A 24,225-nucleotide genomic window follows, 5' to 3' on the forward strand; every position below is an offset into this window, starting at 1 on the left:
GGAGGCCACCATGCATGGTTCGACCACGGACACCATCCTCGAGATCAGTGACGTCACCAAATCCTTCGGTCAGGTCGCGGCGCTGAAAAGCATGCGTCTCAAGGTCAGGCGCGGCCGGGTGCACACGCTGCTCGGCGAAAACGGCGCCGGCAAATCGACACTGATGAAGATTCTGGCCGGCGTGCACGAGGCAACTTCGGGTGTCATCACGCTTGATGGGCGCCCCTACCGGCCGGCTGATCCGCAGGACGCCGCAGCCCTCGGGCTTGCCATCGTCTTCCAGGAACTCAGCCTCTGCAGCAACCTGACGGTGGCCGAAAATATTCTTGCCACCCGCGAGCCGCGCCGCTTCGGCTTCATCAACGACAAGGCGCTCGTCGCCAAGGCCCGCGCGATCGTCGCCGATCTCGGTCTGCCGATCGACGTCAGCGAGAAGATCGGCAATCTCTCGATCGCCCAGCGCCAACTCGTGGAAATCGCCAAGGGGCTGAGCCACGAGGCCAAGGTCGTCATTCTCGACGAGCCGACCTCGTCGCTGAGCGACAGCGAAGCCGAGATCCTGTTCGAGATCATTACCCGGCTGAAGCAACGTGGCGTCGCCGTCATCTACATTTCCCACCGCATGGAAGAGATCATGCGGCTCAGCGACGACATCACCGTCATCCGCGACGGCGAATATGTCTCGACCCATGATCGCGACGACGTCACCATCGAGGCGCTGATCGCGCTGATGGTCGGCCGTCGCATGGATGAGATCTATCCGCCACGGACCCACGAGCAGTCGGCGAAGACAGCTCCGGTTCTTTCGATCGACAGCCTTACCCGTGATGGCGAGTTCGACGACATCTCCTTCGACGTCCGCCCCGGCGAAATCCTCGGCTTTTTCGGCCTCGTCGGTTCCGGCCGCTCCGAAGTGATGAACGCACTGTTCGGCATGAAGGCGGCGACCGGCACGGTTCGCTTCGAGGGGCAGCCGGTTCGTTTCCGCTCGCCGGCAGAGGCGATTTCGCGCGGCATCGGCTTCGTCACCGAAAACCGTAAGGAAGAAGGCCTCGTTCTCAGCCACAGCGTCGGCTGGAACATCTCGATGGCAGCCCTTGCCGATTTCACCGGACCGCTCGGCTTCACCCGGAGCCGCGCCGAGCGCGAAGCCGCGGCCGTGGAAGTCGGCCGGCTGGCGATCAAGACGCACTCGCTCGACACGCCCTCAGGTTCGCTCAGCGGCGGCAACCAGCAGAAGATCGTGCTCGCCAAGTGGCTGCTGACGCGGCCCAAGGTGCTGATCCTCGACGAGCCCACCCGTGGCGTCGACGTCGGCGCCAAGTTTGAAATCTACAAGATCATCCGCCAGCTGGCGGCCGAGGGCACGGCGATCCTGCTGATCTCCTCCGAGCTGCCGGAAGTTCTGGGAATGAGCGACCGCGTCGTCGTCATGCACGAGGGCGGCATCGGCGCGACCCTTTCCGGCGCCGACCTCAGCCCGGAAACAATCATGGCGCACGCAACGGGATTCCAATCATGACACAGCAATCCGAGACCCAGGCCGCCTTCATGCGGGCGTTGAAACAATATGGCGGCATCCTGCTGTCGCTGGTGATGCTCTGCGTCATCTTCTCCTTCCTCAACCCGCGCTTCATGTCAGTCGTCAACTTCATGAACATCCTGCAGCAGGTGGCGGTGGTGGCGATCGCTGCCTTCGGCATGACCTGGGTGATCCTGCTCGGCGAGATCGACCTTTCGGTCGGCTCGATCATCGCAGTTGCCGGCATGGTTGGGGCGCAATGTTTCGCCTTCGGTCTCGGCTTCGCGCCGGCGATCGTCATCACGCTTCTGGCCGGCGCCCTGATGGGCATGCTGAACGGCGTGCTGACGGCGAAATTGCTGTTGCCTTCCTTCATCGTCACGGTCGCGACGATGGGCATCTACCGCGGCATGGTCAGCCTGCCGACCAACGGCGCGCCGGCGATGATCGAGAATGCGACCTGGACCGCCATCGGCACGGAGAGCTTCCTCGGCCTGCCCATCATCATCTGGGTGGTCGCCGTTCTGTTCGTGGTCAACCACATCCTTCTGAGCAAGACGAGCTTCGGCCGCCGCGCTTATCTGACGGGCGGTAACCGCGAGGCGGCGGTCTATTCCGGCATCAAGGTCGACCGGCTGAAGATCACGATCTTCATGATCTCCGGCGTCATGGCGGCAATCAGCGGCGTGCTCTTGTCCTCCCGGCTGTTCTCCGCCCAGACCAATGCCGGCATGAGCTATGAGCTCGACGCCATCGCTGCGGCCGTGCTCGGCGGCACCTCGCTTGCCGGCGGCGTCGGCACCATGGTCGGCACGCTGATCGGCGCGCTCATCATCGGCGTCATGAACAACGGCATGAACATGCTGTCGGTCCCCTACTTCTACCAGCTCATCGTCAAGGGCCTGGTGATCCTGATCGCGGTTTGGCTCGACGTCCGCGCCAAGCAGGCCAAGCGCTGATCCTCAGAAGAGAAACATACCCATGCACAAGATACTGACGATCGGCGAAATCCTCGTGGAGATCATCGCCACCGAAAAGGGCGACGGCTTCCGGCAGGCCACGCCGCTCATCGGCCCCTACCCCTCCGGCGCCCCGGCGATCTTCATCGACCAGGTCGGCAAACTCGGGCAGGCAGCCGCGATCATCTCGCGCGTCGGCGACGACGATTTCGGCCACGTCAATCTCGACCGCCTGAAGGCTGATGGCGTCGACATCTCCGGCATCGCGGTTGATCCGCTCGGCACCACCGGCAGCGCCTTCGTGCGCTATCGCCCCGACGGCAGCCGCGCCTTCGTCTTCAATATCCGCCACAGCGCCTGCGGCGCGATCCGTCTCGATGACGCCGCGCGGGCATTGGTGCGCGGTTGCAGCCATCTGCATGTGATGGGCTCGTCGCTCTACGCACCAAGCGTGGTGGAGAGCATTATCGCAGCGATCGAGATGATCAAGGCGGCCGGCGGCACGGTGTCCTTCGATCCGAACCTCAGGCCGGAAATCCTCGATAGCCCCGGCATGCGCGAGGCGCTGCGCGCGGTGCTTGCCAGGACAGACGTCTTCCTGCCGAGCGGGCAGGAGCTCTTCCTGTTCACCAAGGCGAAGACCGAGGCCGAGGCGGTTTCGGAACTGCTTGCCGCCGGCATCAAGGTGATCGTCGTCAAGCGCGGCGCTGAAGGCGCGAGCTATTTCGATCGGGAAATCACGCTCTCGCATCCCGGCTTTCCGGCCGAAGAGGTCGATCCGACCGGCGCCGGAGACTGCTTCGGCGCGACCTTCGTCACCTTCTGGCTGAACGGAGCGGCACCCGCAGAAGCGCTGGAATTCGCCAACGCCTCGGGCGCACGCGCCGTCATGATCTCCGGCCCGATGGAAGGCGCCTCGACGCGCGCCGATCTCGAAACCTTCATCTACGCGCGAAAGGGCTGACCCATGCAACCGAACCTGCTGATCGACATCGCCCGCTGGAACGAACGCCCCGGCCCGCGCGGCATTCCCTCCGTCTGCTCCGCCCACCCGCTGGTGATCGAGGCCGCGATGCTGCGTGCGCTACAGGAAGACGCCGCCCTGCTGATTGAGGCGACCTGCAACCAGGTCAATCAGGACGGCGGCTATACCGGCATGACGCCCGCCGATTTCACCCGTTTCGTCGCCGGCATCGCCGACCGCGTCTCCTTCCCGAAGGAGAGGATCATCCTCGGCGGCGACCACCTTGGCCCAAACCCGTGGAAACATCTGCCAGCGGAAGGCGCCATGGCCAAGGCCGTGACGATGATCGAGGCCTATGCGCGGGCCGGCTTCACCAAGCTGCATCTCGATACAAGCATGGGCTGCGCCGGCGAACCGGTGGCGCTTCCAGATGCCGTGACGGCGGAACGCGCTGCGCGGCTTGCCGCCGCCGCCGAGGCCGCCATTTCCGGCCAAGAGGGGGTCGCTCCCGTCTATATCATCGGCACAGAAGTCCCGGTTCCGGGCGGCGCACTCGAAGAGCTGGATACGCTGGAGGTCACGGCGCCCGAGGCGGCAATCGAGACGGTTGGCGTCCATCGCCAGGCCTTCGAAGCGGCGGGCGCCGCTAACGCTTTCAAGCGTGTGGTCGGCGCCGTCGTCCAGCCGGGCGTCGAGTTCGGCAACGAGAACGTCATCGCCTATGACAGGCAGAAGGCGGCAAAGCTTAGCGCCAGCCTGAGGCAGCTGGATGGCATCGTCTTCGAGGCGCATTCCACCGACTATCAGACGCCGGAGGCATTGCGCGATCTCGTCTCCGATGGCTTTGCCATCCTCAAGGTCGGCCCCGGCCTTACCTTCGCGCTGCGCGAGGCGCTCTACGGCCTCGACCAGATCGCTACCTTCCTCTTCCCCGAGGCACGCAAGCAGACACTGGCATCGGTCACCGAGATGGTCATGCGCGAGGAACCGGCGAACTGGGGCAAGTATTACCACGGCTCGCCGGAAGCCCAACGGCTGCAGCGGCATTTCTCCTACAGCGACCGCATCCGCTATTACTGGCCGCACCCGAAGGTTGCTGCAGCGGTGGAAGAACTTCTGTCGCTGCTTGAAGGCGTCAACATCCCGGAAACTCTGATCAGCCAGTATCTTCCGGGCAGTTACGAGCGCGTGCGTGACGGCGAAGTTGCCGCCAAGGCAAAATCACTGGCACTTGCCGCGGTCGACCGGGTTCTCGAGGATTATTTTTTGGCCTGCCGAGCTTAGCGGCAGGTCATGCATTCGGTAAATATTTCCGAGCCGGTACTGCCTATCCCCTCAAAATGAACCTATAAACGAAATCAAAACAATATGGGGTACAGCAACGGTGGACAGACAGATCAAGACGATGGAGGATTTTTCGGAGTTCGTCGGTTTGTCGCGCCCCACGGTCTCCAAATACTTCAATGATCCGGGCTCTGTTCGGAAGAAGACCCGCGATGCTATCGAGGCGGCGATCAAGCAGTCGGGCTTTCGCCCGAACATCTTCGCCGTCAACCTCAACCGCCGCCGCACCAACATCCTCGGCGTCATCGTCCCGAACTCGACCGACCCCTTCTACATGGCGCTGACGCGCCGGATCGAGCACATCGCCAACCAGGCGGGTTTCCTCGCCTTCGTGCTCTCCTCCGATGGGCGGCCGGAGATGGAAGAGCGGGCGATCGAGACCTTCAAGTCGATGAACGTCGCCGGTGCGATCATCGCACCGCTCGGTGTGCAGTCGCATCACAAGACCCTGACGGCGCTCGGCGAAAGCATTCCCCTGATCTACGTGGACTCGCCGCTCGACGACAGCTCCTCCTTCGTCGGCACCGACAACCGCCAGAGCTTCCGCCTGATGGTCGATTATCTCTGCCGCTCGGGAAGCCCCCCCTGCTATTTCGGCATGCCGCCGGTCAACAACAACGCGATCGCCCGGCGCGACGCCTATCTGGAAGCGATGCAGCAGTTGAAGATGGAGCCGGCGCTGGTCGAGACCACGCCGAACGCCTCCTGGGATTTTGAAAAATTCGGCTTCGACGAAACGCTGCGCATCCTCGGCGCCGGCGGCTTCCCGACGCAGACGGTGCTCTGCGCCAACGACCGCGTCGCCTTCGGCGTCATCGCCGCCGCCTTTCAGTCGGGCCTCAAGGTCGGACGCGAGGCGGACGCCGATATCCGTGTCGCCGGCCACGACGATCATCCGCTGTCGCGCTACACCTGCCCGCCGCTGACGACGGTGGCGCAGAACTACAACGAGATCGGCCGACTGGCGATCGAACTCTTGTTGTTCAAGCTCGGGGAAAGCTCCGACGACGGCGGTGCCTTCCCCGAGGATGAGCGCATTCTGCTCAGCGCCGAGATCATGCTGCGCGGTTCGGCCTAGGCAGATCCAGAGGATACGAGGGGGCGTCCGCCTGGAATTGCTCCGCCTTCGACAATCCGGGCCGAACCGGTAGCCTATGCGCAGATCAGGACCGACGCGCGAGTGACAGGATCTGATCGGTCGTCAGGATGTCGCCGAAGGTATCGTCGATCGTCGCCAGCGACGCGCGATGCAGCACGGCATGTGGAACGACGTCGCCGTCGTTAGTGTCGAGGTCGCGCGTGGCACAGGCATCCGCTGCAACGATCACGTTGAAGCCGAGCGGCACGGCGTCCCGCGCGGCGCCGGCAACGCAGGCATGGGTCATCAGCCCGGTGATGATGAGCGTATCGATCCCGGTTTTCTTCAGCTGCTCGCCGAGGTCGGTGCTGGCAAACACACTCACCGACGACTTTCGGACCACGGAATGGTTGGCTGCCGGCCGGATGTCGCGGTGAAAGTCAGAGGTCGCACTGTCTTCGGCAAACACCGGGCTGCCGGCCGGCGTCACGTGCTTGACGTGGTAGACCTTCATGCCCTCGGTGTCGGCGCGTTCGATCAGCCTCTTGGCATTGGCGAGCGCCTTTTCCCCATCCGGGATCGGCATGCGGCCCGTAAAGTATTCGTTCTGGAAATCGATCACCAACAGGGCTGTCTTGCGGGGATCGAGGCTAGCAGGAGCAGCCGCACCGGCGATGGTTCGGATGGTCGGGTGTTGTGTCATGGAGGTTCCTTTCGCAATCTGACGCCGCGAAAGTCGCGAAAACGCCCATGTTGCGAAAGTGGCCTGAACGACAATATGTGATAGGTTCCGGCCAACTTCAGGCCCACCGGGTTTATACCGCAATGCACACCGTCGCCATCGTCGCCTTCGAGGGCATCAGCCCGTTTCATCTGTCCGTTCCCTGCATCGTCTTCGGCGACGACCTGCTGAAGCTCGGCGTGCCGCGCTACCGACTGCTGATCGCCGGTGAAAAGACCGGATCTGTCCGCACCATGTCCGGCTTCAGCATCGAGGTGGAAGATGACCTCTCCAGTCTTGCGGAGGCGGACACGATCATCGTCCCGGCCTGGGATGACCCGAACACCCGTCCATCGGAAAACCTGCTGAACGCGCTACGCACTGCCCACATCAGGGGCGCCCGGCTTGTCGGCCTCTGTCTCGGCACCTTCGTGCTGGCAGAGGCAGGCCTGCTCAACGGGCGAGCAGCCTCGACGCACTGGGCCTGGGCCGATGAATTCGAGCGGACCTATCCTCGGGTCGCCCTGAACCGCAACGCGCTCTACATCGACGAGGGCGATATCCTGACCTCGGCCGGCACCGCCGCCGCGATCGACTGCTGCCTGCACATCGTGCGCAACGACCACGGCGCCGAGATCGCCAACCGCATCGCCCGCAGGCTGGTCATTGCACCGCATCGCCACGGAGACCAGGCGCAGTATATCGAGGCGCCCCTGCCCGCTCCGGGCAGCGGCGATCCGCTCAGCGCAACGATCGCCTGGGCGATCGAGCATCTCGATGAGCCGCTTTCGCTGGAACGGCTGGCGGATCATGCCGGCATGAGCCTGCGCAGCTTCACCCGGCACTTCCGCAAGAAGACGGGAACGACCTTCACGCAATGGCTTCTTCAGCAGCGGCTCGCCGTCGCCCAACGCCTGCTTGAGACCGGCTCCTGTTCCGTCGATCACGTGGCGGAGATGGCCGGCTTCGGCTCGACCGTCTCGCTCCGACAGCACTTTACCCGCGCCTTCTCGATCTCGCCGGCGAGCTATCGCCGGCAGTTCCGAAACCGGCCGGCACTTGATATCGTCGCTTAGATCCGCGCTCATCCAGGTGACCAACGACATGGCCCACGATCCACGACTACACTACGACCGCAAAGATCTTGAATTGGTTCAGGAAACCACCCCTGAAGGTTTTCGGGAGTGGGTTATTCAGAAGGTTGGTGGGCTCAAGAGTCTTCCACGAGATCTTGTTTACCGCCTCCCCGACCCGCGTGTGGAGCTCGCGCCCTTGCTGGATGCGATGATCGCGGGGGATTCCTTATGGCTGTGCCGCACCAAGAAAGTGGCGCCCCTCTACGGCAACGAGGGCATCGCCCTGGTTCGCGACGGCCGACCAATTATCTACTTGCGAGCGTATGACTATTAAGCAGTCGGTTGAAGGCGCGGATATCGCTGGGAGCGGCAATGGCTCCCATACGCAAGACTGATTAAACAGGCATTCTTCGCGTCACCGAGTGCGCTCGTAGAAGAAAAGCCAGCAGAGGCACTGCGGCGGTTGAAACGCCGGCGGCGCAAAGGAAAAAGGCCGCATAGCCGAAGCGCTCGGCAATCCAGCCGGCTCCGAGACCGCCGGCCATGCCAACGAGGCTGTCCACGCATTGGAAAAGCGTGAAATCGACCCCCGCCTGGCGCGGATCGGCCCAGCCCATGAACTGGGCATAGAGCGCCACGAAGCCGATCGCCATGACGCCGGAAGAACTGGCGACCGCAAGGGTCATCACGAGCGGCGCCCCGACATAGGCGAAGGCGACAAGCATCGTGACCTGCAAGAGCAGGGCGCCGATCAGTATCGTGGCAGCGCCGCACAGCCGCACGAGCAAGCCGCCGAACAACGCCCCGCCGAAACCGACGATCATGCTGCCAACACCGTTCAGCACTCCGACCGAAGCAAGATCGAAGCCGTAATCGATGAGGAAAGGCCCGAGCATGGCGAGGCCCCATTTCTGCGCCGAGACATAGATCGCTGCGAGTAGCAGCCCCTTGCGCACCTCCGGTCGCCGCAGTGCGGCCTTGAGCGACGGCACATGGCTGCGCGTTGCGCTTGTCGGACGCGAACCCGGGCCAAACAGGAAGGGAAGGCCGAGCAAAAGCACGACGAGCGCCATCACCCAAACGGCAGGCGCCCAGCCGAACCAATCGACCAGAACCAGAAACAGCCCGGCGCCGATCGCTGAGCCGACATAGGAGCCGCCGACCTGGGCGGCATTGCCCCAGCCATGGTGTTCTTCGGCCAACGTCTCGACGGCAAAGCCGTCGCAGGCGATGTCGACGGTCGAGGTGAAGAGCGCAATGAACACCAGGCAGGCGAGCACCGGAGCGAGCCGCTCCGGCCCGAGCAAGCCCAGCACCGCGAGCATCGTGGCAGAGAGTGCGCCGCCGGCAATCACGATGACAGCCGAGCGGTTGCGGCCAATCGCCGGCAGGCGGTAGCGTTCCACCTGCGGCGACCAGAGGAACTTCAGTGCCCAGGGCAGCACGGTCAGATAGACGAGGCCGATCTGGTCGAGCGGCAAACCTTGGGTTCTGAGCACCGCCGGCAGACCGAGCATCGTCAGCCCACCGATCACGCTCTGCGCCACATAAAGCCCGCCGACCGCGAAGAAGATCGCGGCGGGCGACGGCCTTGTTGACGGCTTGGCATCGATCGCCATCAGAAGCGATAGCGGACGCTGGCGACGACCTTGCGGCCTTCGTCGAAGTAGCAGAAGCCCGTGGTGCAGAGCTGCTCGACCTCGTTGAAGAGGTTGGTCGCGTTGAGCTGCAGCCGCACGCCCTCAAAGTTCGGATTGGCGGCGCCGAGATCGTAGCGGACCGAAGCGTCGACGAAGGTGCGCGCCTGGTTCTTCAGGATCGGCGTGTGGACGTTGTCGCCGAAGCTCGATCCGACATAGCGCACGCCGGCACCGACGCCGAGCCCCTCGAGCACGCCGGATTGCACCTCGTAATCCGCCCAGAGCGAGAACATGTGGTAGGGCGAGGAGTTGAGCTGGTTGCCGAGCGTTTCCGATGTCAGCTTTGTGATCTCGACATCGTTGTAGGAATAGGAGGCGATGAAGTTCCAGCCATTGTCGAGCGAAGCGGTGCCTTCCAGTTCGAAGCCACGCGACTTGAGGTCGAGCTGGCGCAGGAGGTTCAGGCCCGAGGACGTTTCGTAGACGGTGGCGTTTTCCTGGTCGATGTTGAAGACTGCGGCGGTGATCGTCGCGTTCTGGCCGGGGATCTCGTATTTGACGCCCGCTTCCCATTGCTTGCCGAGCGTCGGCATGGCCGGCGTATCGGTGCCGCCGAGATTGATGATCACGCCGGGATTGGAAACGAAGGCGGTGCCGTAGCTGACATAGGGCATCATGCCGTTTGGCAGGACATAGCCAAGCGCGGCGCGCGCCGTCGTTTCGCTGTCGTTCCGGTCAAAGGGTGAGCCGTCGACCGAATACTTGTTGTCTACCCAATCGTGACGAACGCCCGCCGTCAGGCGCCAGGCGTCATATTCGATCTGGTCCTGGAGATAGATGCCGATGCCGCTTTGCGATTGCTTCTGGGTGGAGGTCAGCTTCGGCACATAGGTGAAATCGTCGGTGAAGAGGTCCGGCCCGCTGCCCTGCTGCGAGGTATATTTCATGTAGCTGTAGTCGATACCGGCAATGAGCTGGTGTGCTGCGGCGCCGGTGTCGAAGTCGAACTTCAGGTAGGTGTCGCTGGCAACGCCGGTATTGTCCTCGACGGTGAGGCCCGGATACTTGGCGAACACCCATTCCTGCTGCGTCGAGATGTCGGAGTAGCGCAGCTTGTGAAAGAGCGTGACGTTGTCTGAGAGCTCATGTTCGAGCTCATAACCGATACGCGCCTGCTTCTGGGTGAAATCGTTGAAGCGGGCGTCGCCACCATAGGTCGGGATCGCGCCGATCGACTTGCCGTCCGGCCCGTAGCGGTTGAGATAGCCCCAGGTGCCACCGGTCGTCGAATCCATGTATTCGCCGAGCAGCGTGAACTTGGTGCCCTCGTCCGGCTGCCAGGTGAAGGCGGGCGCGATGAACAGACGATCGTCCTTGACCGCCTCGATTTCGGTGCGCCCGTCACGCGCAAGGCCGGTCATGCGATAGAGCATCGTGCCTTCGTCATCGAGCGGCCCGGAAACATCGAAGGCGCCCTGCACCCGACCGTAGGAGCCGTACTGGACTTCGACTTCGCGCAGCGGATCGCTGGTCGGCCGCTTCGAAACGATGTCGACGATGCCGCCGGAGCTGCTGGCGCCGTAGATGGAGGCCGCCGGGCCGCGCAGGATGGCGATCGCCTCGACGCCATAGGGCTCCAGCCGGAAGAGGCCGTTCGGGCTCGCAATCTGGCGCAGGCCGTCGCGGAAGATGCCGGTCAGCGTCAGGTCGATGCCGCGGACCTTGAAGGCGTCGAAGCGCGGTTCGGCGCCGTACTGGCCAACGCGGGCGCCGGGCGTATAGTTCAACGCCTCCTGCAGGTTCTGAGGCTTCAGGTCCTGCAACTGCTTCTGGCTGATCACCGACATCGACTGCGGCGTCTGCATGACCGGCGTATCGGTCTTGGTGGCGACGCGCGCCGATTTCGCGACATAACCGTCGGTCTCGACAATACCCTCAGCACCGGTCCGCTCACCGGTCGCGGTGATTTTTTCGAGTTGTGTCGCGCCATCCTTGACGACGGCGCCGGTGGTGATCGTTGCATCCGACGGATCGAAGATCTGCACGGTCTTCTCACCGACGAAGCGATAGCGAAGGCCGGTTCCTTCCAGAAGCGATGCAACGGCCGCTTCCGTCGCCAGCGTGCCGCTGACGCCGCTGGTGGTCTTTCCGCTCGTCAGCGTGCTCGGATAAAGAAGGCGCAGGTCGGCCTGCTGGCCAAGTTTCAGGATGCCCGCTTCGAGGGATCCCGCGGGAACGGCGAACGCCTTCGGCGCAATGACCGCGGCCAGTGCCGTTGTCGCCTGTGCCTGAACTGCCGTCGCGCAGGCGATGAAAGAAACGCCGGCAAGCGCCAGGCGTGTGAAAGAATGGCGTCGTGATCCGCGACCCTGCATAATTCTCATCCGAGATCCCCTACTCAACTCCTGGGCAGGCTGCCTCGATCCATGTGCAGCGCCGCCACTTCTGAATAAGAGTTCGGGGAACGCGATCTCCTGACGTCACCGGACGATTTTTTTGAGCGATGAATATGGCCAGGCCTGGAGCGGCCTTGCCTGCTTGGGTTTTTCCTAGCGCGACTGAACGACGACCATCAGGCCCGAAATCCGCATGACACGCAGCGGCAAACTGGCTTCCAGAACCTGCAGGGCAGCGTCGGTGTCGTGCAGATCGAAGATACCGGAGACTTCGAGACCGCCCGCCGCCTCGTCGAGCAGCAGGATTCGGCCGTGACGGTAGCGCTCGAGGGTCGCCAGGACGTCGCGCAGCGGGCGGCGCGAAAAGACGAGCTTGCCGTCGCGCCACGCCGTCCCGGCCGCGACATCCGTCTTCGACAGGGACAGGCGTCCCTGTTTGTCGATCGTTGCCACCTCGCCCGCACCCAGGATCGCTTTCTGGCCGGCCGCCGCGACCTCAACGCGGCCCTCCTCCACCTGGACGCCGGCGGCTCGTTCTGCACCGGCCGTGCCTACGGAGTACCGGGTCCCCAATGCCATCGCGCTCAGCGCCCCATCTTCGACCACAAACGGCCGAAGCGGGTTCCTCGCAACGGCAAAGAATGCTTCGCCGCGCAGGAGCCGCACCTTTCTGCGGCCCTGCTCGTAGCGAACCACGAGGGCCGTGTCGGTGTTCATGTCGACTTCGGTCCCGTCCTCCAGGGTGATCCGCCTGATTTCACCGACGCCGGTGTAAAAGTCGGCACGCCAGCGGTCGCCGTAGGGCGTCGCGAGCGAGAGCATGGCAAGACCCGCTGCAAGACAGAGCCCGACGAAACCGCCGACCCGACGGCGGCGTTGGGCGCGCAATTCACCGAGGCGCTCGCTTGGGATCGGCACGTCTCCGAGATCGCTCCAGAGCGCCCGCAATTCTTCATAGGCCATCCGGTGATCGGGATGTGCGGAAACCCAGAGCTCGAACGCCGCACGGTCGGCGGCCGTCGCGTCGTCGGACTGCAACTTCGCAACCCACGTCGCCGCCGCTTCCAGAGTGCTGTCATCGATGGTCTGGCGATTGCCGTTCATGCACGTCTTCCGGTCGAACTGAAAATGCCGTCAGGCGAACCCTCCAAGGGAATCGCTTCAATCATCTTAGAGTTGAAAGAACGGTTTGACCTGACGTCGGTTCAGAAAATAATCTCGGCGCGCATCTTCCGGCATTCGAGCAGCGCTCGGATGATATGCTTTTCGACCATATTTCTCGAGATGCCGAGCTCATCGGCGATCGCGCTGTTGCTGAGGCCGTGCAGGCGGCTGAGGATGAAGACCTGCTGGCAGCGGTTCGGAAGGCCCTGGATGGTGCGCGCCATGATCAGCAGGCACTGGCGGGCGTTGACGATGCGGTCCTGGATCGGCCTGTCTTCCGCATGCTCCATGCCCTCTTCGTCGGCAACGAACATCGCTTGCTCGCGCGCAGCGCGTTCGGACGCGACCCGCGCCACCGAGCGGGCAACCTGGAACAGGTAGGCCTGCGGGTTCTCGATCAGCGTCGAGCGCGATGCCTCCAGCATGCGCATGAAGGTCTCCTGCGTGGCGTCGACGGCGTCCTCGCGGTTTCTGAGGCGGCGGCTGAAGAAGCGGCGGATCCTGCCCTCTTCCCGCTCGTGAAGCCCCCGCACCATCGCATCGGTCATCAATCTGCCTCTCCAGCGTGCGGCTGTCGCACCATCATCCTGAACGTACGGCCCGGGTCGCTGCCGCTTATCTTGAATACGTTTCTCATGTTTCATAAGTGAAGCGGAGGTGTGCTGCAATGCACTGACGTGCGGCATGACGAGCCGAAACTGCGTCAGGACCGGCCGCGCCGTCTATTGGAAAAGGACTGTTGCGCGAAGGCCACGGCGTCTGGTACGGGCGCGACCCTGATTGGCGGCTTCAGGTTCGTCCCTTGCTCGGCCTCTCGATGGAACTCAGCTCCGAGGCGATGCGGTCTATCAGCAGTCGCACCCGGCGCGGCTGGACGGTGAGCGGCGGATAGACGATCTGCAATCCCGTCCCACCTATAGAGAAATCCTTCAGGAGTTCGACAAGGGCACCGGACGCCAGGTCCTCGGCAATGTCCCAAACGGATTTGAGCGCGATGCCGTGCCCCGCGCGACACCATTCCCCAACCACCCCGCCGTCATTGGCGACGCGCCTGCCGCGCACCATGACCTTGTGCGGCTTGCCATCGACCTGAAAAGCCCACTCCCTGTCGAGATTGGCGCCGAAGCGCATGATGATGCAGTCGTGACGGGAAAGATCGTCCGGATGCTCCGGCCGGCCCCTGGCCTCCAGATAGGCGGGTGCGGCGCAGACGACCCGGCGGTTTTCGCCGAGGGAGCGCGACCGGAGCGTACTGTCGGCGAGAAGGCCGTGGCGGATGGCAAAGTCCATGCCCTGACCGACGAGGTCGACGTAGCCGTCGGTGAGATTGAAATCCACCGTCACGTCAGGGTGCTCGGCAAGAAAGCGGTCGAGGATCGGCACGATGTAGCGCCGTCCCATATCTTCGGGGGCGCTGAGGCGGATCGGCCCCGAGATCGTTCGGGTACCCGATCGGATGCCTGTCTCAAGTTCGTCGGCCTCCGCCAGCAGCCGGCGGGCGCCATCGACCAGCAGACGGCCCTCCTCCGTCAGGCTGATTGCGCGCGTCGTGCGTTTCAGAAGGGCAGCACCGTAGTGGGCTTCAAGCGCCGCCAACCGCTCGGAAACAGAGGCCGGCGACAGGCCCTTTTCGCGACCTGCGGCGGAAAGCCCGCCCTTTTCGACGATCAAAAGGAACAGAGCCAGATTGTCGAGCAACATCTTTCGCCTCTTCCGAAATATACTTTTGGAAATAAGCCAATTATCCGGATGCGCCGCAAGAGCTAAATTCCTTCCCGAAAGGAGACGCGGCATGCATCTCGACCACGTAACCATCCGCACAGGCGACATCGCGGGCACGCGCGCGTTCTCCGAGACGGTCTTCGACCTGACCGTCGGCGAGCGCCCGGCGGCGATCCGGCGCATCCCGGGCTACTGGCTCTACGCCGACGGCAAACCGATCGTGCACATCATCGGCAGCCAAGGCAGCGGTTTCGACCGGGCCGCCGAGGCTATCGATCACGTCGGCTTCCGGCTCGACAACTACGCAGCCTTCCGGGCCAGGCTCGACCGGCTCGCCATTCCCTACTCGACCATGGACCTTGCCGACATCGGCGAGCGCCGGCTGTTTCTGCGCACGCCCGGCGGTCCGTTGCTTGAAGCACTCTTTTCCGAACCCGTTCCCCCACATTCCCCTGGAGCATGAGAATGACGATGACATTCAATGACAATACCGTTTCCGTCGTCATCGGCGGCACGAGCGGCATCGGCGCCGCCGTTGCCAAGGCGCTGACCCAGCGTCCCGGCCGGGTCGAGATCGCCAGCCGCGCCACCGGCCTCGATATCGCCGACGCCGCTTCCGTTGCCGCCTACTTCCGCAAGCTCGGGCCGATCGACCATCTGGTCGTCACGGCCGGTTCTTCGGCCCCCGGCGGCAAGGTTGCCGATATCGACCTGGATGCCGCCAAGGCCGCCTTCGACGTCAAGTTCTGGGGCTCGATCGTGCTCGCCCGCGAAGCGGCCAGGTATATACGTCCAGGCGGCACGATCACCTTCACCTCAGGTTTTCTCGCCCGCCGGACTGTTCCCGGCACCTTCGTCAAGACCGCGATGAATGCTGCTCTCGAAGCCGTGGCGAAGATCCTGGCCAGGGAACTGGCGCCGCTGCGCGTCAATGTCGTCAGCCCCGGACTGACGCAGACCGAGGCCTATGCCGGCATGACCGGCGACGCCCGCGACGCCATGTTCGATCGCGCCGCAGCGACCTTGCCCGCCGGCCGCTTCGGGCAGCCGCAGGACATCGCCCACGGCTACCTCTTTGCTATCGACAATCCATTCGTCACCGGATCCGTCATCGACATCGAAGGCGGCGCGCTCATCAACTGACGCAAACCGTTCCGACATTTCGCCCGCAAGAGGACCGTCCCATGCCGACAACGCTCTTTTCTCCTGTCTCCCTCGGCTCGTTGACCCTGCCGAACCGGATCGCGCTTGCGCCGATGACGCGGGCGCGCAGCAGCCAGCCGGGCAACGTCCCGAATACACTGATGGCCGAATACTATGCGCAGCGCGCCTCGGCCTCGACGCAGGGTCAGGGCTCCTTCATCGCCAATCCGGACCTGCCGCGCCGGCTGAAGGAAGGCTTGCCGCTTGCGACCTTCGACGGAACCAAGCTTTTCGGCGGCAGTGCCGACGGATATTGTACCTATCCGGCCCTGGAGGACGCCGCATGAGCGCGCCATTGACGGAACACGAGCGCGCGGAAGCCCTGGTCAACGATCACATTGGCACCGAGCTGGTGCTAGAGGAAGAGAGCCTGCGCGTCTGGCATCTGCGGCTGAAGCCCGGTGAACCGCTTCGCCCCCATCGCCACGACCGGCCCTATTTCTGGACGGCGCTGACCGACGGTACGGCACGCTCGCGCTCGGGCGGCGGAAAGGTCACGGACGTGGTCTACCGCGCCGGCGACACGCGCCACTTCAGCGACCTGACGCCGGAGACCGCCTTCGTGCACGATCTGACCAATACCGGCGACGCCGAACTCGTCTTCGTCACCGCCGAATTCACAGCCCAAGACCATTCGTCCATGACAAGGAGCAAGCCATGAAAGCCGTCGCCCTCACCCGTTATCTCCCGGTTTCCGACCCGCAGTGCTTCCTCGATGTCGACCTGCCGAAGCCGGAACCCAAGGGGTATGACATTCTGGTGGCCGTCCATGCGGTCGCCGTCAATCCGGTGGATGTGAAGATGCGCGCGCCGAAGGACAAGATCGAGGAAACGCCGCGCGTACTCGGCTGGGATGCCAGCGGCGTGGTCGAAGCGGTCGGCCCGGATGTGACCCTGTTTAAGCCCGGCGACCATGTCTACTACGCCGGCGACCTGACGCGGCCCGGCACGAACCAGCAGTATCAGCTTGTCGACGAGCGCATCGTCGGGCGCAAACCGAAGTCGCTAAGCTTCGCCGAGGCAGCCGCCCTGCCGCTGACGACGATCACCGCCTATGAAGCCTTCTTCGACCGGCTCGGGATCGACCGGGACGGTGCGGATCGCGGCCAGTCGATCCTGATTGTCGGCGGCGCCGGCGGCGTCGGCTCGATCGGCATCCAGCTTGCCAAGCGCGCCGGGCTGACCGTGATCGCCACGGCCTCGCGGCCGGAGACTATCGCCTGGGTGAAGGAACTCGGCGCCGACCACGTCGTCAGCCACCGCGAGCCGCTGGTTGCCCAGGTCAGGGCGCTCGGCTTCTCCCATGTCGACCACATCGCCATCTTCAACGATATGCGCCATTGGGACGATGCGGTCGAGCTGATCCGGCCTCAAGGGGGCATCGTTTCGATCGACAACACCGACGTGCCAATGCCGATGGCGGGCATGAAGACCAAGGCGGCGAGCCTGCATTGGGAATTCATGTTTGCCCGCCCGATGCATCAGACGCCTGACATGATCGAGCAGCACCGGCTGCTGTCCTTCGTCGCCGACGAGATCGATGCCGGACGGCTGAAAACGACGCTTGCCGAGGTGCTGTCGCCGTTCAATGCCGCAAACCTGCGCGAAGCCCACCGCCGCATCGAGACCGGTGCTGCCATGGGCAAGATCGTCATCGAAGGTTTTGAAGGCTAGCGCCCAGCTACCGATCTAACTGAAATCGCTCGCCGCGACGTAAATCGCGGCGAGCACCTCGAGCCCAGCCTGATCCTCGGCATCGAAACGGTTGGGGCTCGGGCTGTCGAGATCGAGCACGCCGAGCACTCTGCCATCCTTGAGCAAAGGCACGACGAGCTCGGAGCGGGACGCGGCATCGCAGGCGATATGCCCGGGAAAGGCATGCACATCGGGCACCAGCATCGTCTGCCGTTGCGTGGCGGCAGCCCCGCAGACCCCTTTACCGACCGGAATGCGCACGCAGGCGACCTTGCCCTGAAACGGCCCGAGCACCAGCTCGTCATTCGGCCGCAGGAAATAGAAGCCGGCCCAGTTCAGATCCGGCACCAGATCGAAAACGAGGGCGGAAAAATTGGCGGCATTGGCGATGAAGTCGCGCTCGTCATGCAGAAGCCCGCCGAGCTGGCTCGCCAGTTCGCGGTAGAATTCGGGCTTGTCGCCGGTCTCGATTGTCTTCGTGGCAAACATCTCTCACCTTTCAAATCTCGGCATCCTGAGCCGCTGTTGGGCACGCGCCAGCCGGCATGAGCGGCACGCGGCCTGTCACCCGTCCGTTTCCGGAGCGGCCTCCACCCTTGTGATGATCTCGCCGAGCACAAAGTGTAGAGCATCGCGGTAGCCGTTGCGGGCTGACGGTCCGCTCTCGGCCGAGGTCATCACCACGGTCAGATCGAGGCTCGGAACGATGTAGAGCATCTGCCCGCCGTAGCCCCAGGCGAAGTGCACCTCCTCGCCAGCGATCTGGCGGTCGAACCAGCCGTAACCGTACTCGTCCCCGGAGAAACGCGAATTGGTGCGGTGCTGCCAGGATGCTGCGATCCATTCTGATGACACAAGCTGCTGGCCTGAGGTCGCGCGGCCGCCATTGCGGTAGAGTTCGCCGAAGGCAAGCAGGGAACGGGCGCTCATCGCCATCTGGTTGCCCCCGAGATAGATGCCTTGGGGATCGCGATCCCAGGATCCGATGCGAAAACCCTCGAGTAGCCCCAGCCAGTCGCTTGCCAGCGCCAGGGTCGACTTGCCGCTGACCTTCGTCAGGATCGCCGAAAGCAGGTGGGTCGATGCGGTGGAATAGAGCATCTCACCGCCCGGGTCGTCGTCGAAGGGCTGAGCGAGCGCCGTACGCACCCAGTTGCTGCTCGCGACCCATCGGCCATAGTTCGGCCCCGACAGCCGGCCAAGCCCGGCCTGCATCGACAGCAGGTTGCCGATGGTGATGTCGTTGATGCGCGGATCAGGCGAAGCCGGCAGGTCCGTCTTCAGGATCGGCGCGATCTTCTGGTCCGGCCCTTCGAGCAATCCCTTGTCGATCGCAATGCCGACCAGCGCCGAGATGATCGATTTTGACGCCGACTTGATGTTGGTCGAGTCGGTCACGCGGTTGCCGCGATAGCCGCGCTCGGCGAGGACCTTGCCGTCACGCGCGACGATCACGGTCTTCAGGGGCTCAAGCTCCTGCCGCGAAGCCAGTTCTTCCAGCAAGGTCGAAACCGGCGCCACCACCTGGGCAGCCGCCGGCAAGGTGAGCAACGTCAGGACGACGAGTGCCAAGGCGACGATCCGGGCGAAGAGAACGGCAGCACATCTGAACATGGAACAGCATCTAAGACGATCTTCCGCCGCCGTCATCCACTGCACGGCCATCTCACGGCGATTTGACAGCCGGGTGACTGAAAGGCCGTGGCGCTGACCTCAGGCCGTCGGTTGCCTTGCAAAGGCCTCAACGAAACGCCGCAGGCTCTGTTCGACGAACTCCGCGACAGGCACTTCTGGGTCGAAACTCCACCAGAGCAGCGATCCCTGCCATTGCGATGCCATCAGGAGTCCGAGTCCAGGGGCAGCGGCGGGCAATCCCGAAAGACATTCGTCGAGCACGCCGGAAAGCACGTCGCGCCACGTCACCCCCCGCGCACGGAGCAGCGGGTCCCGTAGGTCTTCCCGGAGAATTCGGAGATCGTCGGCATAGGATTCGATGGCGCCATAATCGCCGGACAGGCCGACGAGCAGCGCGATGGCTCCCTCCGGCGTTCTCGGCACCGTCGCCACCAGCTCCGCTGTCTGGCGGTCAAGGCCGTCCCAGGCCTGGTTGAGCGCGCGCTGGATCAGCTTCGTTTTGTTTTCAAAGCGCTGCACGAGCGTGGCGCCGGAAAGGCCGGTCCTTGCGGCGAGCGACGCGAAAGTCAGGCCATCCGGCCCTTCGGCCCGCATCAGCGCAAATGCAGCCACCAGCACCTCTTCGTCTGGCATCGTTTTTGGTCGTGGCATCTTGACTCTCATTTATAACCGAACAATCATTTATATATCCAATTCAAGAGAAAGCACCAGCGGCTATCGGCCCCAAGGAGGAAAACAATGACGCTCGAAGGAAAAATCGCGCTCGTCGCCGGCGCGACACGGGGCGGCGGGCGCGGCATCGCCGCGGAACTCGGCGCCGCCGGCGCCACCGTCTACGTGACCGGCCGCACCACAAGGCAACAGCAATCCGAATACAAGCGGCCCGAAACGATCGAGGAAACGGCCGACATCGTCACCAGCCTCGGCGGTAAGGGTATTGCCGTTCAGGTCGATCATCTCCACCCGGCCGAAGTCGCAGCGCTGGTCACGCGCATCCGCCGTGAACAGGGGCGGCTCGATATCCTCGTCAACGACGTCTGGGGCGGAGAAAACCTGTTCGAGTGGGAGAAGTCCGTCTGGGAGCACAATCTGGAGAACGGCCTGAGGCTTCTGCGCCTCGGCATCGACACCCACCTGATCACCGCGCACTACGCCCTGCCCCTGATGATAGAGAAGCCGGGCGGGCTGCTCGTCGAGGTCACCGATGGCACCGCCGAGTACAATGCCACTCACTACCGCATTTCCCCCTTCTACGACCTCGCCAAGGTGGGGGCCAACCGCATGGCCTGGGCCCATGCCAAGGATCTGGCGCCGCACGGTGCGACCTCGGTTTCGATCACGCCCGGCTGGATGCGCTCCGAAATGATGCTGGAGCATTTTCAGGCGACCGAGGAAACCTGGCTGGAGGGGGCCAAGGTCCAGCCGCACTTCGTCATTTCCGAAAGCCCGCGCTTCGTCGGCCGCGCCGTGGCGGCGCTGGCGGCCGATCCGGACAGGGCGCGCTGGAACGGCCAGTCGCTGTCGAGCGGTGGACTGGCTCAGATTTACGGTTTCACCGATCTCGACGGCTCGCGGCCCGATTGCTGGCGTTACATGCGCGAGGTGATGGAGGCAAACAAGCCGGCCGATGTCACTGGGTATCGGTAAGCCTGATGTCGCATGCCGCTGCGGCTTCTCGATGCATCCCGCCCAATAGAGCGCGAGAAATGACGGTCATGACAGCGGCCGAGCTTGAACCGAAAGGCCGGCTCCTGTAGGTCCGGGTTCGACGGAACGGCGCGGCAGCGCAATCAGGTGTGATGGAAGATGGCGTCGCGGGATCGTTATTCGAGAAAGCTGGAATGCGCGAAATGCGGGGCGTCCGGTTTCGCCGAAGCCTCTGAAAATGACAAGGCGAAGGGCGGCAATCGCGGCTTTCTCATCGACGTCATGCCCAAGGGCTTTTCGACCGAGCGCACCTCTCCCGACCCCGCCAAGCACATGGTCCGCTGCCGCTGCGGCAACGTTTTTGCGTTCAGGCAGAAGACCGTCTACGCGCCCGGCAGCGAGCCACGGGACTGACGCGCCTGGAGCAATCCGGCGCCCGCGTTGAGAAAAAATTCACCATCTTGTCTCAACATCGACCCAATCGGCGGGCAGCTATGGCGGCGCGCGTTCAAGTATTGTTGATCGCCAGCGCCCAGGACAAAGGCTTGCAGCCAGGGCTGCCACCGCTTAATCGCTGAACTAAAGCCGACCCGCTGTGCGTCGAACGCATGCCGTCGGTAACCGCGCCGAACGCAAGACGCTGGGCGGCGGCAGCATAGCCAGGAGCCCGCATGCGGCGCGAGACGATACAGAGCCCCTCTTCCCAAACGCCCTCCACTGGCAAGTTTTTCACGCAGGTGCGTCGGATGCGGCATGCTCTGGCGATCGGCGCGATGGCACTTGCGCTTTCCAGCTGCATGGCGCTCGATGCCGACGACGTGCGCGAACCGCCGCCGATCCCGGCCAAGCTGATCGCCGCCATGGCGAAGAACGGCAGCAAGCCGGAAAGCCCGGTTCTGGTGCGCATCTTCAAGCAGGAAAGCGAGCTGGAAGTCTGGAAACAGAACAAGCAGGGCCAATACGCCCTGCTGAAGACCTACCCCATGTGCCGCTGGTCGGGGAAGCTCGGCCCGAAGACGAAGGTGGGCGACCGCCAGGCGCCGGAGGGTTTCTACAATGTCTCGGCCGGTATGCTGAACCCGAAGTCGCAATATTTCCTGTCCTTCAATCTCGGCTATCCGAACCGGCTGGAGTCGGCGCTCGGCTATACCGGCGAAGCGCTGATGGTGCACGGCGCCTGCTCGTCGTCGGGCTGCTACGCACTTACGGACCAGGGCGTCGGCGAGATCTACTCCGTCGTCCAGCGCGCGCTTGCCGGCGGCCAGGGCACCTTCCAGGTGCAGGCCTATCCCTTCCGCATGACCGCCGAAAACATGGCCAAGCATCGCGGCGATCCGAACTTCGAGTTCTGGAAGAACATCAAGCAGGGCTACGACATCTTCCAGACGACGAGGCGCCAGCCGAAGGTTTCGGCCTGCGGTCGCCGTTATGTCTTCAACACCGAATTCGCCGATGGCGAGCCGTCCGATCCGCTCGCGGCCTGCCCCGCCGCTGCGACGGCGCCAGACGCCGGGCTCGTGGCAAAGCTGCAATCGGAGGACGCGAAGCTCGCGGGCCTGATGGCAAACCAGACGTCGGCGCCGCTCAACGCCTATGTCGACGGCGGCATGCATCCGAGCTTCCGGGCGCTCCTTGAGAAAAACGGCGCCGAAAAGCTGGCAGCGAAGATCTCGGGAACTAAGTATCCTATTAGCCGACCCGAAGCGGCGCTGGCGGATCCCTACGCCGGCCTGTGATCGTTCGTCGGCTGGCGACAATTGACCTACAAGATCGGTTGTATCGCCAGAAGCGAACACCGGACGATCGAGGGTTCCATGCCTGAAAGAGAGATCCGCCGCCGCACCTTCCTGCAACTCTCCGCGGGGCTCGCGGCCGCCGGATTGGCAGGCTGTGCCTCGACGCGGCCGACGATGACGCGCTCCTATGCACCGGAACCTGTGCCCGAGGCGAACGCCTTCCTTGCGGATATGTACGGCGAGAAGCCGAACGAACCCTATCCCCTGCCGGCCATCCCCTACGAGAAGATCGAGCCCCGTTTCTATCGCCAGATGGTCGCCGATCCGACCGGCGAGAAGCCGGGAACGCTGGTCGTCGACGTCGGCAACCACTTTCTCTATCGGGTCTACGAGAACGGCCAGGCGATGCGCTACGGCGTCGGCCTCGGGCGCGCCGGCTTCGCCTGGGCCGGGCGCGGCGTCATCCAGTACAAACGCGAATGGCCGCGCTGGAAACCGCCGAACGAAATGGTGGCGCGCCAACCCGAGCTGCAACAATTCAGCATCGAGGCCGGCGGCATGGACCCCGGCCTCAAGAACCCGCTCGGCGCGCGCGCCATGTATATCTTCCAGAACGGCGAGGACACGCTCTACCGCATCCATGGCTCACCGGAATGGTGGACCATTGGCAAATCGGTATCCTCGGGTTGCGTGCGCATGATCAACCAGGACGTGGTCGACCTCTACAATCGCGTGCCAAACGGCACGCCGATCGTCGTCACTGACCTCACGGGCGGGGGCATGGTGCAATCGCAGCCGATGCCGGAAATACAGCCACTTCCGGACTCGCAGCCACTTCCGGATTCGCAGCCACTGCCGCAGCCGCAGGACTATATGCAAATGGGACCGGACGGACTTCCGCCGCCTCAACCGCTCTGAGGCAATCCGTCCGGTGAAAGCTGGAAAATCACGCCAAAGCGTAGCGCGTCACAGGACGATGAGCGGGGTCTTGCCGCGGACGCGATCGTAGAGATCGATCGCGTCCTGCTGCAGCATGCGCACGCAGCCGGCGGATGCGTTCTTGCCGATCGAGCGCCACTGCGGCGAGCCGTGGATGCGGTAGAGTGTGTCCTGACCGTTCTGGAAAATGTACATGGCCCGCGCGCCGAGCGGATTGTCGAGACCCGGATCCATGCCGCCGGCGTCAATGCCGTATTTCTTGAGGTGCGGCTGGCGCGCTACCATGTCGTCCGGCACCGTCCAGCGCGGCCACTTGCGCTTCCAGTGCACGACCGCGCGCCCCTTCCAGGCGCGCCCCGCGGCCCCGAGGCCGACGCCGTAGCGGATGGCGCGACCGCCCGGCAGTACGTAGTAGAGGAACATCGTCTGGGTATCGACGACGATCGAATAGGGCGGCTCGTTGGTGGCATAGGCCACTTCCTGGCGCAGGAACTGCGGCTTGATCTCACCGTACTGGATGCCTGGAACGTCGTAGCCCTCGTCCTTCACCGGCCCATAGATCTTCGCATAATCGAAGGTCTTCGTCGGCACGCCCGCGGCATCGGCTGCCTTCTCCGGCGAGCCACCGTCCCCGGCGATCGGCTCGATCAGCTTCGGCTTCGGTTCTGGTTTCGGGATCTGCGTGCAAGCGCTCAAGACAGAGCTGGCGATCACCGCGAGCAGCGAGCGGCGGGACAAATTCATCGACACTTTATTCTATTCCAGGTTGGGGATTTCGGTAGGA

Annotated in this window: 25 protein-coding genes and 1 pseudogene; 16 read left to right on the plus strand and 10 right to left on the minus strand. The window is 63.7% G+C overall.

Features of this window, described 5'->3' with window-relative positions; all coding sequences use genetic code 11:
* Positions 1–10: 10 nt before the first annotated feature.
* The 5 genes from ASE60_RS17530 (at position 11) to ASE60_RS17550 (ending at position 5,867) form a co-directional block, all read left to right on the plus strand.
* On the plus strand, positions 11–1,522 hold the full coding sequence (locus ASE60_RS17530) for a sugar ABC transporter ATP-binding protein (protein ID WP_057251821.1): 1,512 nt from the start codon (positions 11–13) through the stop codon (positions 1,520–1,522).
* Complete coding sequence (locus ASE60_RS17535; RefSeq protein WP_057251822.1) at positions 1,519–2,481, plus strand: ABC transporter permease; 963 nt, start codon at positions 1,519–1,521, stop codon at positions 2,479–2,481. The genes ASE60_RS17530 and ASE60_RS17535 overlap by 4 nt, the downstream gene beginning before the upstream one ends.
* 22 nt (positions 2,482–2,503) lie before the next feature.
* Complete coding sequence (locus ASE60_RS17540) at positions 2,504–3,445, plus strand: sugar kinase (protein WP_057251823.1); 942 nt, start codon at positions 2,504–2,506, stop codon at positions 3,443–3,445.
* Between the two features lie 3 nt (positions 3,446–3,448).
* Positions 3,449–4,729: a D-tagatose-bisphosphate aldolase, class II, non-catalytic subunit gene (locus tag ASE60_RS17545; RefSeq protein ID WP_057251824.1), complete on the plus strand. Its 1,281-nt coding sequence runs from the start codon at positions 3,449–3,451 to the stop codon at positions 4,727–4,729.
* Between the two features lie 121 nt (positions 4,730–4,850).
* Positions 4,851–5,867: a LacI family DNA-binding transcriptional regulator gene (locus tag ASE60_RS17550; protein WP_057252102.1), complete on the plus strand. Its 1,017-nt coding sequence runs from the start codon at positions 4,851–4,853 to the stop codon at positions 5,865–5,867.
* Between the two features lie 85 nt (positions 5,868–5,952).
* Here ASE60_RS17550 and ASE60_RS17555 read toward each other — a convergent pair whose 3' ends face one another.
* Positions 5,953–6,570 (minus strand): isochorismatase family protein, encoded by a 618-nt coding sequence (locus ASE60_RS17555; protein ID WP_057251825.1) that lies wholly within the window; start codon positions 6,568–6,570, stop codon positions 5,953–5,955.
* Between the two features lie 122 nt (positions 6,571–6,692).
* Between ASE60_RS17555 and ASE60_RS17560 the strand changes: the two genes are divergently transcribed.
* Positions 6,693–7,664, plus strand: coding sequence for a helix-turn-helix domain-containing protein (locus ASE60_RS17560; protein ID WP_057252103.1), 972 nt, complete (start codon positions 6,693–6,695; stop codon positions 7,662–7,664).
* A 28-nt stretch (positions 7,665–7,692) separates the two neighbouring features.
* Positions 7,693–7,998, plus strand: a complete 306-nt coding sequence (locus ASE60_RS17565; protein WP_156414672.1) for a hypothetical protein — start codon at positions 7,693–7,695, stop codon at positions 7,996–7,998.
* Between the two features lie 61 nt (positions 7,999–8,059).
* Here ASE60_RS17565 and ASE60_RS17570 read toward each other — a convergent pair whose 3' ends face one another.
* The 5 genes from ASE60_RS17570 to ASE60_RS17590 form a co-directional block, all read right to left on the minus strand.
* Positions 8,060–9,283: an MFS transporter gene (locus ASE60_RS17570; protein WP_057251827.1), complete on the minus strand. Its 1,224-nt coding sequence runs from the start codon at positions 9,281–9,283 to the stop codon at positions 8,060–8,062.
* Positions 9,283–11,688, minus strand: coding sequence for a TonB-dependent siderophore receptor (locus ASE60_RS17575; RefSeq protein WP_082615909.1), 2,406 nt, complete (start codon positions 11,686–11,688; stop codon positions 9,283–9,285). Before ASE60_RS17575 ends, ASE60_RS17570 begins: the two co-directional genes overlap by 1 nt.
* Positions 11,689–11,853: 165 nt before the next feature.
* On the minus strand, positions 11,854–12,804 hold the full coding sequence (locus ASE60_RS17580; protein WP_057251828.1) for a FecR family protein: 951 nt from the start codon (positions 12,802–12,804) through the stop codon (positions 11,854–11,856).
* A 101-nt stretch (positions 12,805–12,905) separates the two neighbouring features.
* Complete coding sequence (locus tag ASE60_RS17585; protein WP_057251829.1) at positions 12,906–13,412, minus strand: sigma-70 family RNA polymerase sigma factor; 507 nt, start codon at positions 13,410–13,412, stop codon at positions 12,906–12,908.
* A 241-nt stretch (positions 13,413–13,653) separates the two neighbouring features.
* Entirely contained in the window at positions 13,654–14,565 is a 912-nt protein-coding gene (locus ASE60_RS17590) for a LysR family transcriptional regulator (RefSeq protein WP_057251830.1), read from the minus strand.
* 91 nt (positions 14,566–14,656) lie between these two features.
* Here ASE60_RS17590 and ASE60_RS17595 point away from each other — a divergent pair, with 91 nt between their 5' ends.
* From ASE60_RS17595 to ASE60_RS17615, 5 genes and pseudogenes are all read left to right on the plus strand, one after another.
* A complete protein-coding gene (locus ASE60_RS17595; RefSeq protein ID WP_057251831.1) occupies positions 14,657–15,049 on the plus strand; it encodes a hypothetical protein in 393 nt (130 codons plus the stop codon).
* Between the two features lie 2 nt (positions 15,050–15,051).
* Positions 15,052–15,729 carry an SDR family oxidoreductase gene (locus ASE60_RS17600; protein ID WP_200964187.1) on the plus strand — a complete coding sequence of 226 codons (678 nt, stop codon included), beginning with the start codon at positions 15,052–15,054 and terminating at the stop codon, positions 15,727–15,729.
* Between the two features lie 41 nt (positions 15,730–15,770).
* Positions 15,771–15,923 (plus strand): annotated as a pseudogene (locus ASE60_RS35225) (alkene reductase); the annotation flags it as partial.
* Between the two features lie 149 nt (positions 15,924–16,072).
* A complete protein-coding gene (locus ASE60_RS17610; protein WP_057251833.1) occupies positions 16,073–16,450 on the plus strand; it encodes a hypothetical protein in 378 nt (125 codons plus the stop codon).
* On the plus strand, positions 16,447–17,463 hold the full coding sequence (locus ASE60_RS17615; RefSeq protein ID WP_057251834.1) for a zinc-binding alcohol dehydrogenase family protein: 1,017 nt from the start codon (positions 16,447–16,449) through the stop codon (positions 17,461–17,463). Before ASE60_RS17610 ends, ASE60_RS17615 begins: the two co-directional genes overlap by 4 nt.
* 15 nt (positions 17,464–17,478) lie before the next feature.
* Here ASE60_RS17615 and ASE60_RS17620 read toward each other — a convergent pair whose 3' ends face one another.
* From ASE60_RS17620 to ASE60_RS17630, 3 genes are all read right to left on the minus strand, one after another.
* On the minus strand, positions 17,479–17,973 hold the full coding sequence (locus ASE60_RS17620) for a GAF domain-containing protein (protein WP_057251835.1): 495 nt from the start codon (positions 17,971–17,973) through the stop codon (positions 17,479–17,481).
* Positions 17,974–18,048: 75 nt separating this feature from the next.
* Entirely contained in the window at positions 18,049–19,098 is a 1,050-nt protein-coding gene (locus ASE60_RS17625; RefSeq protein WP_057251836.1) for a serine hydrolase, read from the minus strand.
* Positions 19,099–19,197: 99 nt separating this feature from the next.
* The gene (locus tag ASE60_RS17630; RefSeq protein ID WP_057251837.1) at positions 19,198–19,770 is read right to left on the minus strand and encodes a TetR family transcriptional regulator; all 573 of its coding nucleotides are present in this window, start codon (positions 19,768–19,770) and stop codon (positions 19,198–19,200) included.
* 87 nt (positions 19,771–19,857) lie between these two features.
* Between ASE60_RS17630 and ASE60_RS17635 the strand changes: the two genes are divergently transcribed.
* The 4 genes from ASE60_RS17635 to ASE60_RS17650 all read left to right on the plus strand — a co-directional run bounded on the left by ASE60_RS17635 (position 19,858) and on the right by ASE60_RS17650 (position 23,420).
* A complete protein-coding gene (locus tag ASE60_RS17635) occupies positions 19,858–20,766 on the plus strand; it encodes an SDR family oxidoreductase (protein ID WP_057251838.1) in 909 nt (302 codons plus the stop codon).
* A gap of 159 nt (positions 20,767–20,925) precedes the next feature.
* A complete protein-coding gene (locus ASE60_RS17640; protein ID WP_057251839.1) occupies positions 20,926–21,180 on the plus strand; it encodes a hypothetical protein in 255 nt (84 codons plus the stop codon).
* Between the two features lie 332 nt (positions 21,181–21,512).
* Positions 21,513–22,502: a murein L,D-transpeptidase family protein gene (locus ASE60_RS17645; protein ID WP_057251840.1), complete on the plus strand. Its 990-nt coding sequence runs from the start codon at positions 21,513–21,515 to the stop codon at positions 22,500–22,502.
* Between the two features lie 78 nt (positions 22,503–22,580).
* Positions 22,581–23,420 carry a L,D-transpeptidase gene (locus tag ASE60_RS17650; protein ID WP_082615919.1) on the plus strand — a complete coding sequence of 280 codons (840 nt, stop codon included), beginning with the start codon at positions 22,581–22,583 and terminating at the stop codon, positions 23,418–23,420.
* 48 nt (positions 23,421–23,468) lie between these two features.
* On the opposite strand, the gene ASE60_RS17655 is transcribed toward ASE60_RS17650, so the two are convergent.
* Positions 23,469–24,185, minus strand: a complete 717-nt coding sequence (locus tag ASE60_RS17655) for a L,D-transpeptidase (RefSeq protein WP_057251841.1) — start codon at positions 24,183–24,185, stop codon at positions 23,469–23,471.
* Between the last annotated feature and the right edge of the window lie 40 nt (positions 24,186–24,225).

The sequence above is a fragment of the Ensifer sp. Root278 genome, assembly GCF_001429285.1.
Classification (GTDB): domain Bacteria; phylum Pseudomonadota; class Alphaproteobacteria; order Rhizobiales; family Rhizobiaceae; genus Ensifer.

Excerpts from the sequence above, each read along its gene's own strand:
- ASE60_RS17610 (WP_057251833.1), top strand. The coding sequence starts at position 16,073 with ATGAGCGCGCCATTGACGGAACACGAGCGCGCGGAAGCCCTGGTCAAC.
- ASE60_RS17595 (WP_057251831.1), top strand. The coding sequence starts at position 14,657 with ATGCATCTCGACCACGTAACCATCCGCACAGGCGACATCGCGGGCACG.
- ASE60_RS17625 (WP_057251836.1), bottom strand. The coding sequence starts at position 19,098 with ATGTTCAGATGTGCTGCCGTTCTCTTCGCCCGGATCGTCGCCTTGGCA.
- ASE60_RS17615 (WP_057251834.1), top strand. The coding sequence starts at position 16,447 with ATGAAAGCCGTCGCCCTCACCCGTTATCTCCCGGTTTCCGACCCGCAG.
- ASE60_RS17545 (WP_057251824.1), top strand. The coding sequence starts at position 3,449 with ATGCAACCGAACCTGCTGATCGACATCGCCCGCTGGAACGAACGCCCC.
- ASE60_RS17570 (WP_057251827.1), bottom strand. The coding sequence starts at position 9,283 with ATGGCGATCGATGCCAAGCCGTCAACAAGGCCGTCGCCCGCCGCGATC.
- ASE60_RS17630 (WP_057251837.1), bottom strand. The coding sequence starts at position 19,770 with ATGCCACGACCAAAAACGATGCCAGACGAAGAGGTGCTGGTGGCTGCA.
- ASE60_RS17560 (WP_057252103.1), top strand. The coding sequence starts at position 6,693 with ATGCACACCGTCGCCATCGTCGCCTTCGAGGGCATCAGCCCGTTTCAT.
- ASE60_RS17540 (WP_057251823.1), top strand. The coding sequence starts at position 2,504 with ATGCACAAGATACTGACGATCGGCGAAATCCTCGTGGAGATCATCGCC.
- ASE60_RS17590 (WP_057251830.1), bottom strand. The coding sequence starts at position 14,565 with ATGTTGCTCGACAATCTGGCTCTGTTCCTTTTGATCGTCGAAAAGGGC.
- ASE60_RS17555 (WP_057251825.1), bottom strand. The coding sequence starts at position 6,570 with ATGACACAACACCCGACCATCCGAACCATCGCCGGTGCGGCTGCTCCT.
- ASE60_RS17645 (WP_057251840.1), top strand. The coding sequence starts at position 21,513 with ATGCGGCATGCTCTGGCGATCGGCGCGATGGCACTTGCGCTTTCCAGC.
- ASE60_RS17650 (WP_082615919.1), top strand. The coding sequence starts at position 22,581 with ATGCCTGAAAGAGAGATCCGCCGCCGCACCTTCCTGCAACTCTCCGCG.
- ASE60_RS17565 (WP_156414672.1), top strand. The coding sequence starts at position 7,693 with ATGGCCCACGATCCACGACTACACTACGACCGCAAAGATCTTGAATTG.
- ASE60_RS17640 (WP_057251839.1), top strand. The coding sequence starts at position 20,926 with ATGGCGTCGCGGGATCGTTATTCGAGAAAGCTGGAATGCGCGAAATGC.
- ASE60_RS17635 (WP_057251838.1), top strand. The coding sequence starts at position 19,858 with ATGACGCTCGAAGGAAAAATCGCGCTCGTCGCCGGCGCGACACGGGGC.
- ASE60_RS17655 (WP_057251841.1), bottom strand. The coding sequence starts at position 24,185 with ATGAATTTGTCCCGCCGCTCGCTGCTCGCGGTGATCGCCAGCTCTGTC.
- ASE60_RS17530 (WP_057251821.1), top strand. The coding sequence starts at position 11 with ATGCATGGTTCGACCACGGACACCATCCTCGAGATCAGTGACGTCACC.
- ASE60_RS17575 (WP_082615909.1), bottom strand. The coding sequence starts at position 11,688 with ATGAGAATTATGCAGGGTCGCGGATCACGACGCCATTCTTTCACACGC.
- ASE60_RS17585 (WP_057251829.1), bottom strand. The coding sequence starts at position 13,412 with ATGACCGATGCGATGGTGCGGGGGCTTCACGAGCGGGAAGAGGGCAGG.
- ASE60_RS17535 (WP_057251822.1), top strand. The coding sequence starts at position 1,519 with ATGACACAGCAATCCGAGACCCAGGCCGCCTTCATGCGGGCGTTGAAA.
- ASE60_RS17620 (WP_057251835.1), bottom strand. The coding sequence starts at position 17,973 with ATGTTTGCCACGAAGACAATCGAGACCGGCGACAAGCCCGAATTCTAC.
- ASE60_RS17600 (WP_200964187.1), top strand. The coding sequence starts at position 15,052 with ATGACGATGACATTCAATGACAATACCGTTTCCGTCGTCATCGGCGGC.
- ASE60_RS17580 (WP_057251828.1), bottom strand. The coding sequence starts at position 12,804 with ATGAACGGCAATCGCCAGACCATCGATGACAGCACTCTGGAAGCGGCG.
- ASE60_RS17550 (WP_057252102.1), top strand. The coding sequence starts at position 4,851 with ATGGAGGATTTTTCGGAGTTCGTCGGTTTGTCGCGCCCCACGGTCTCC.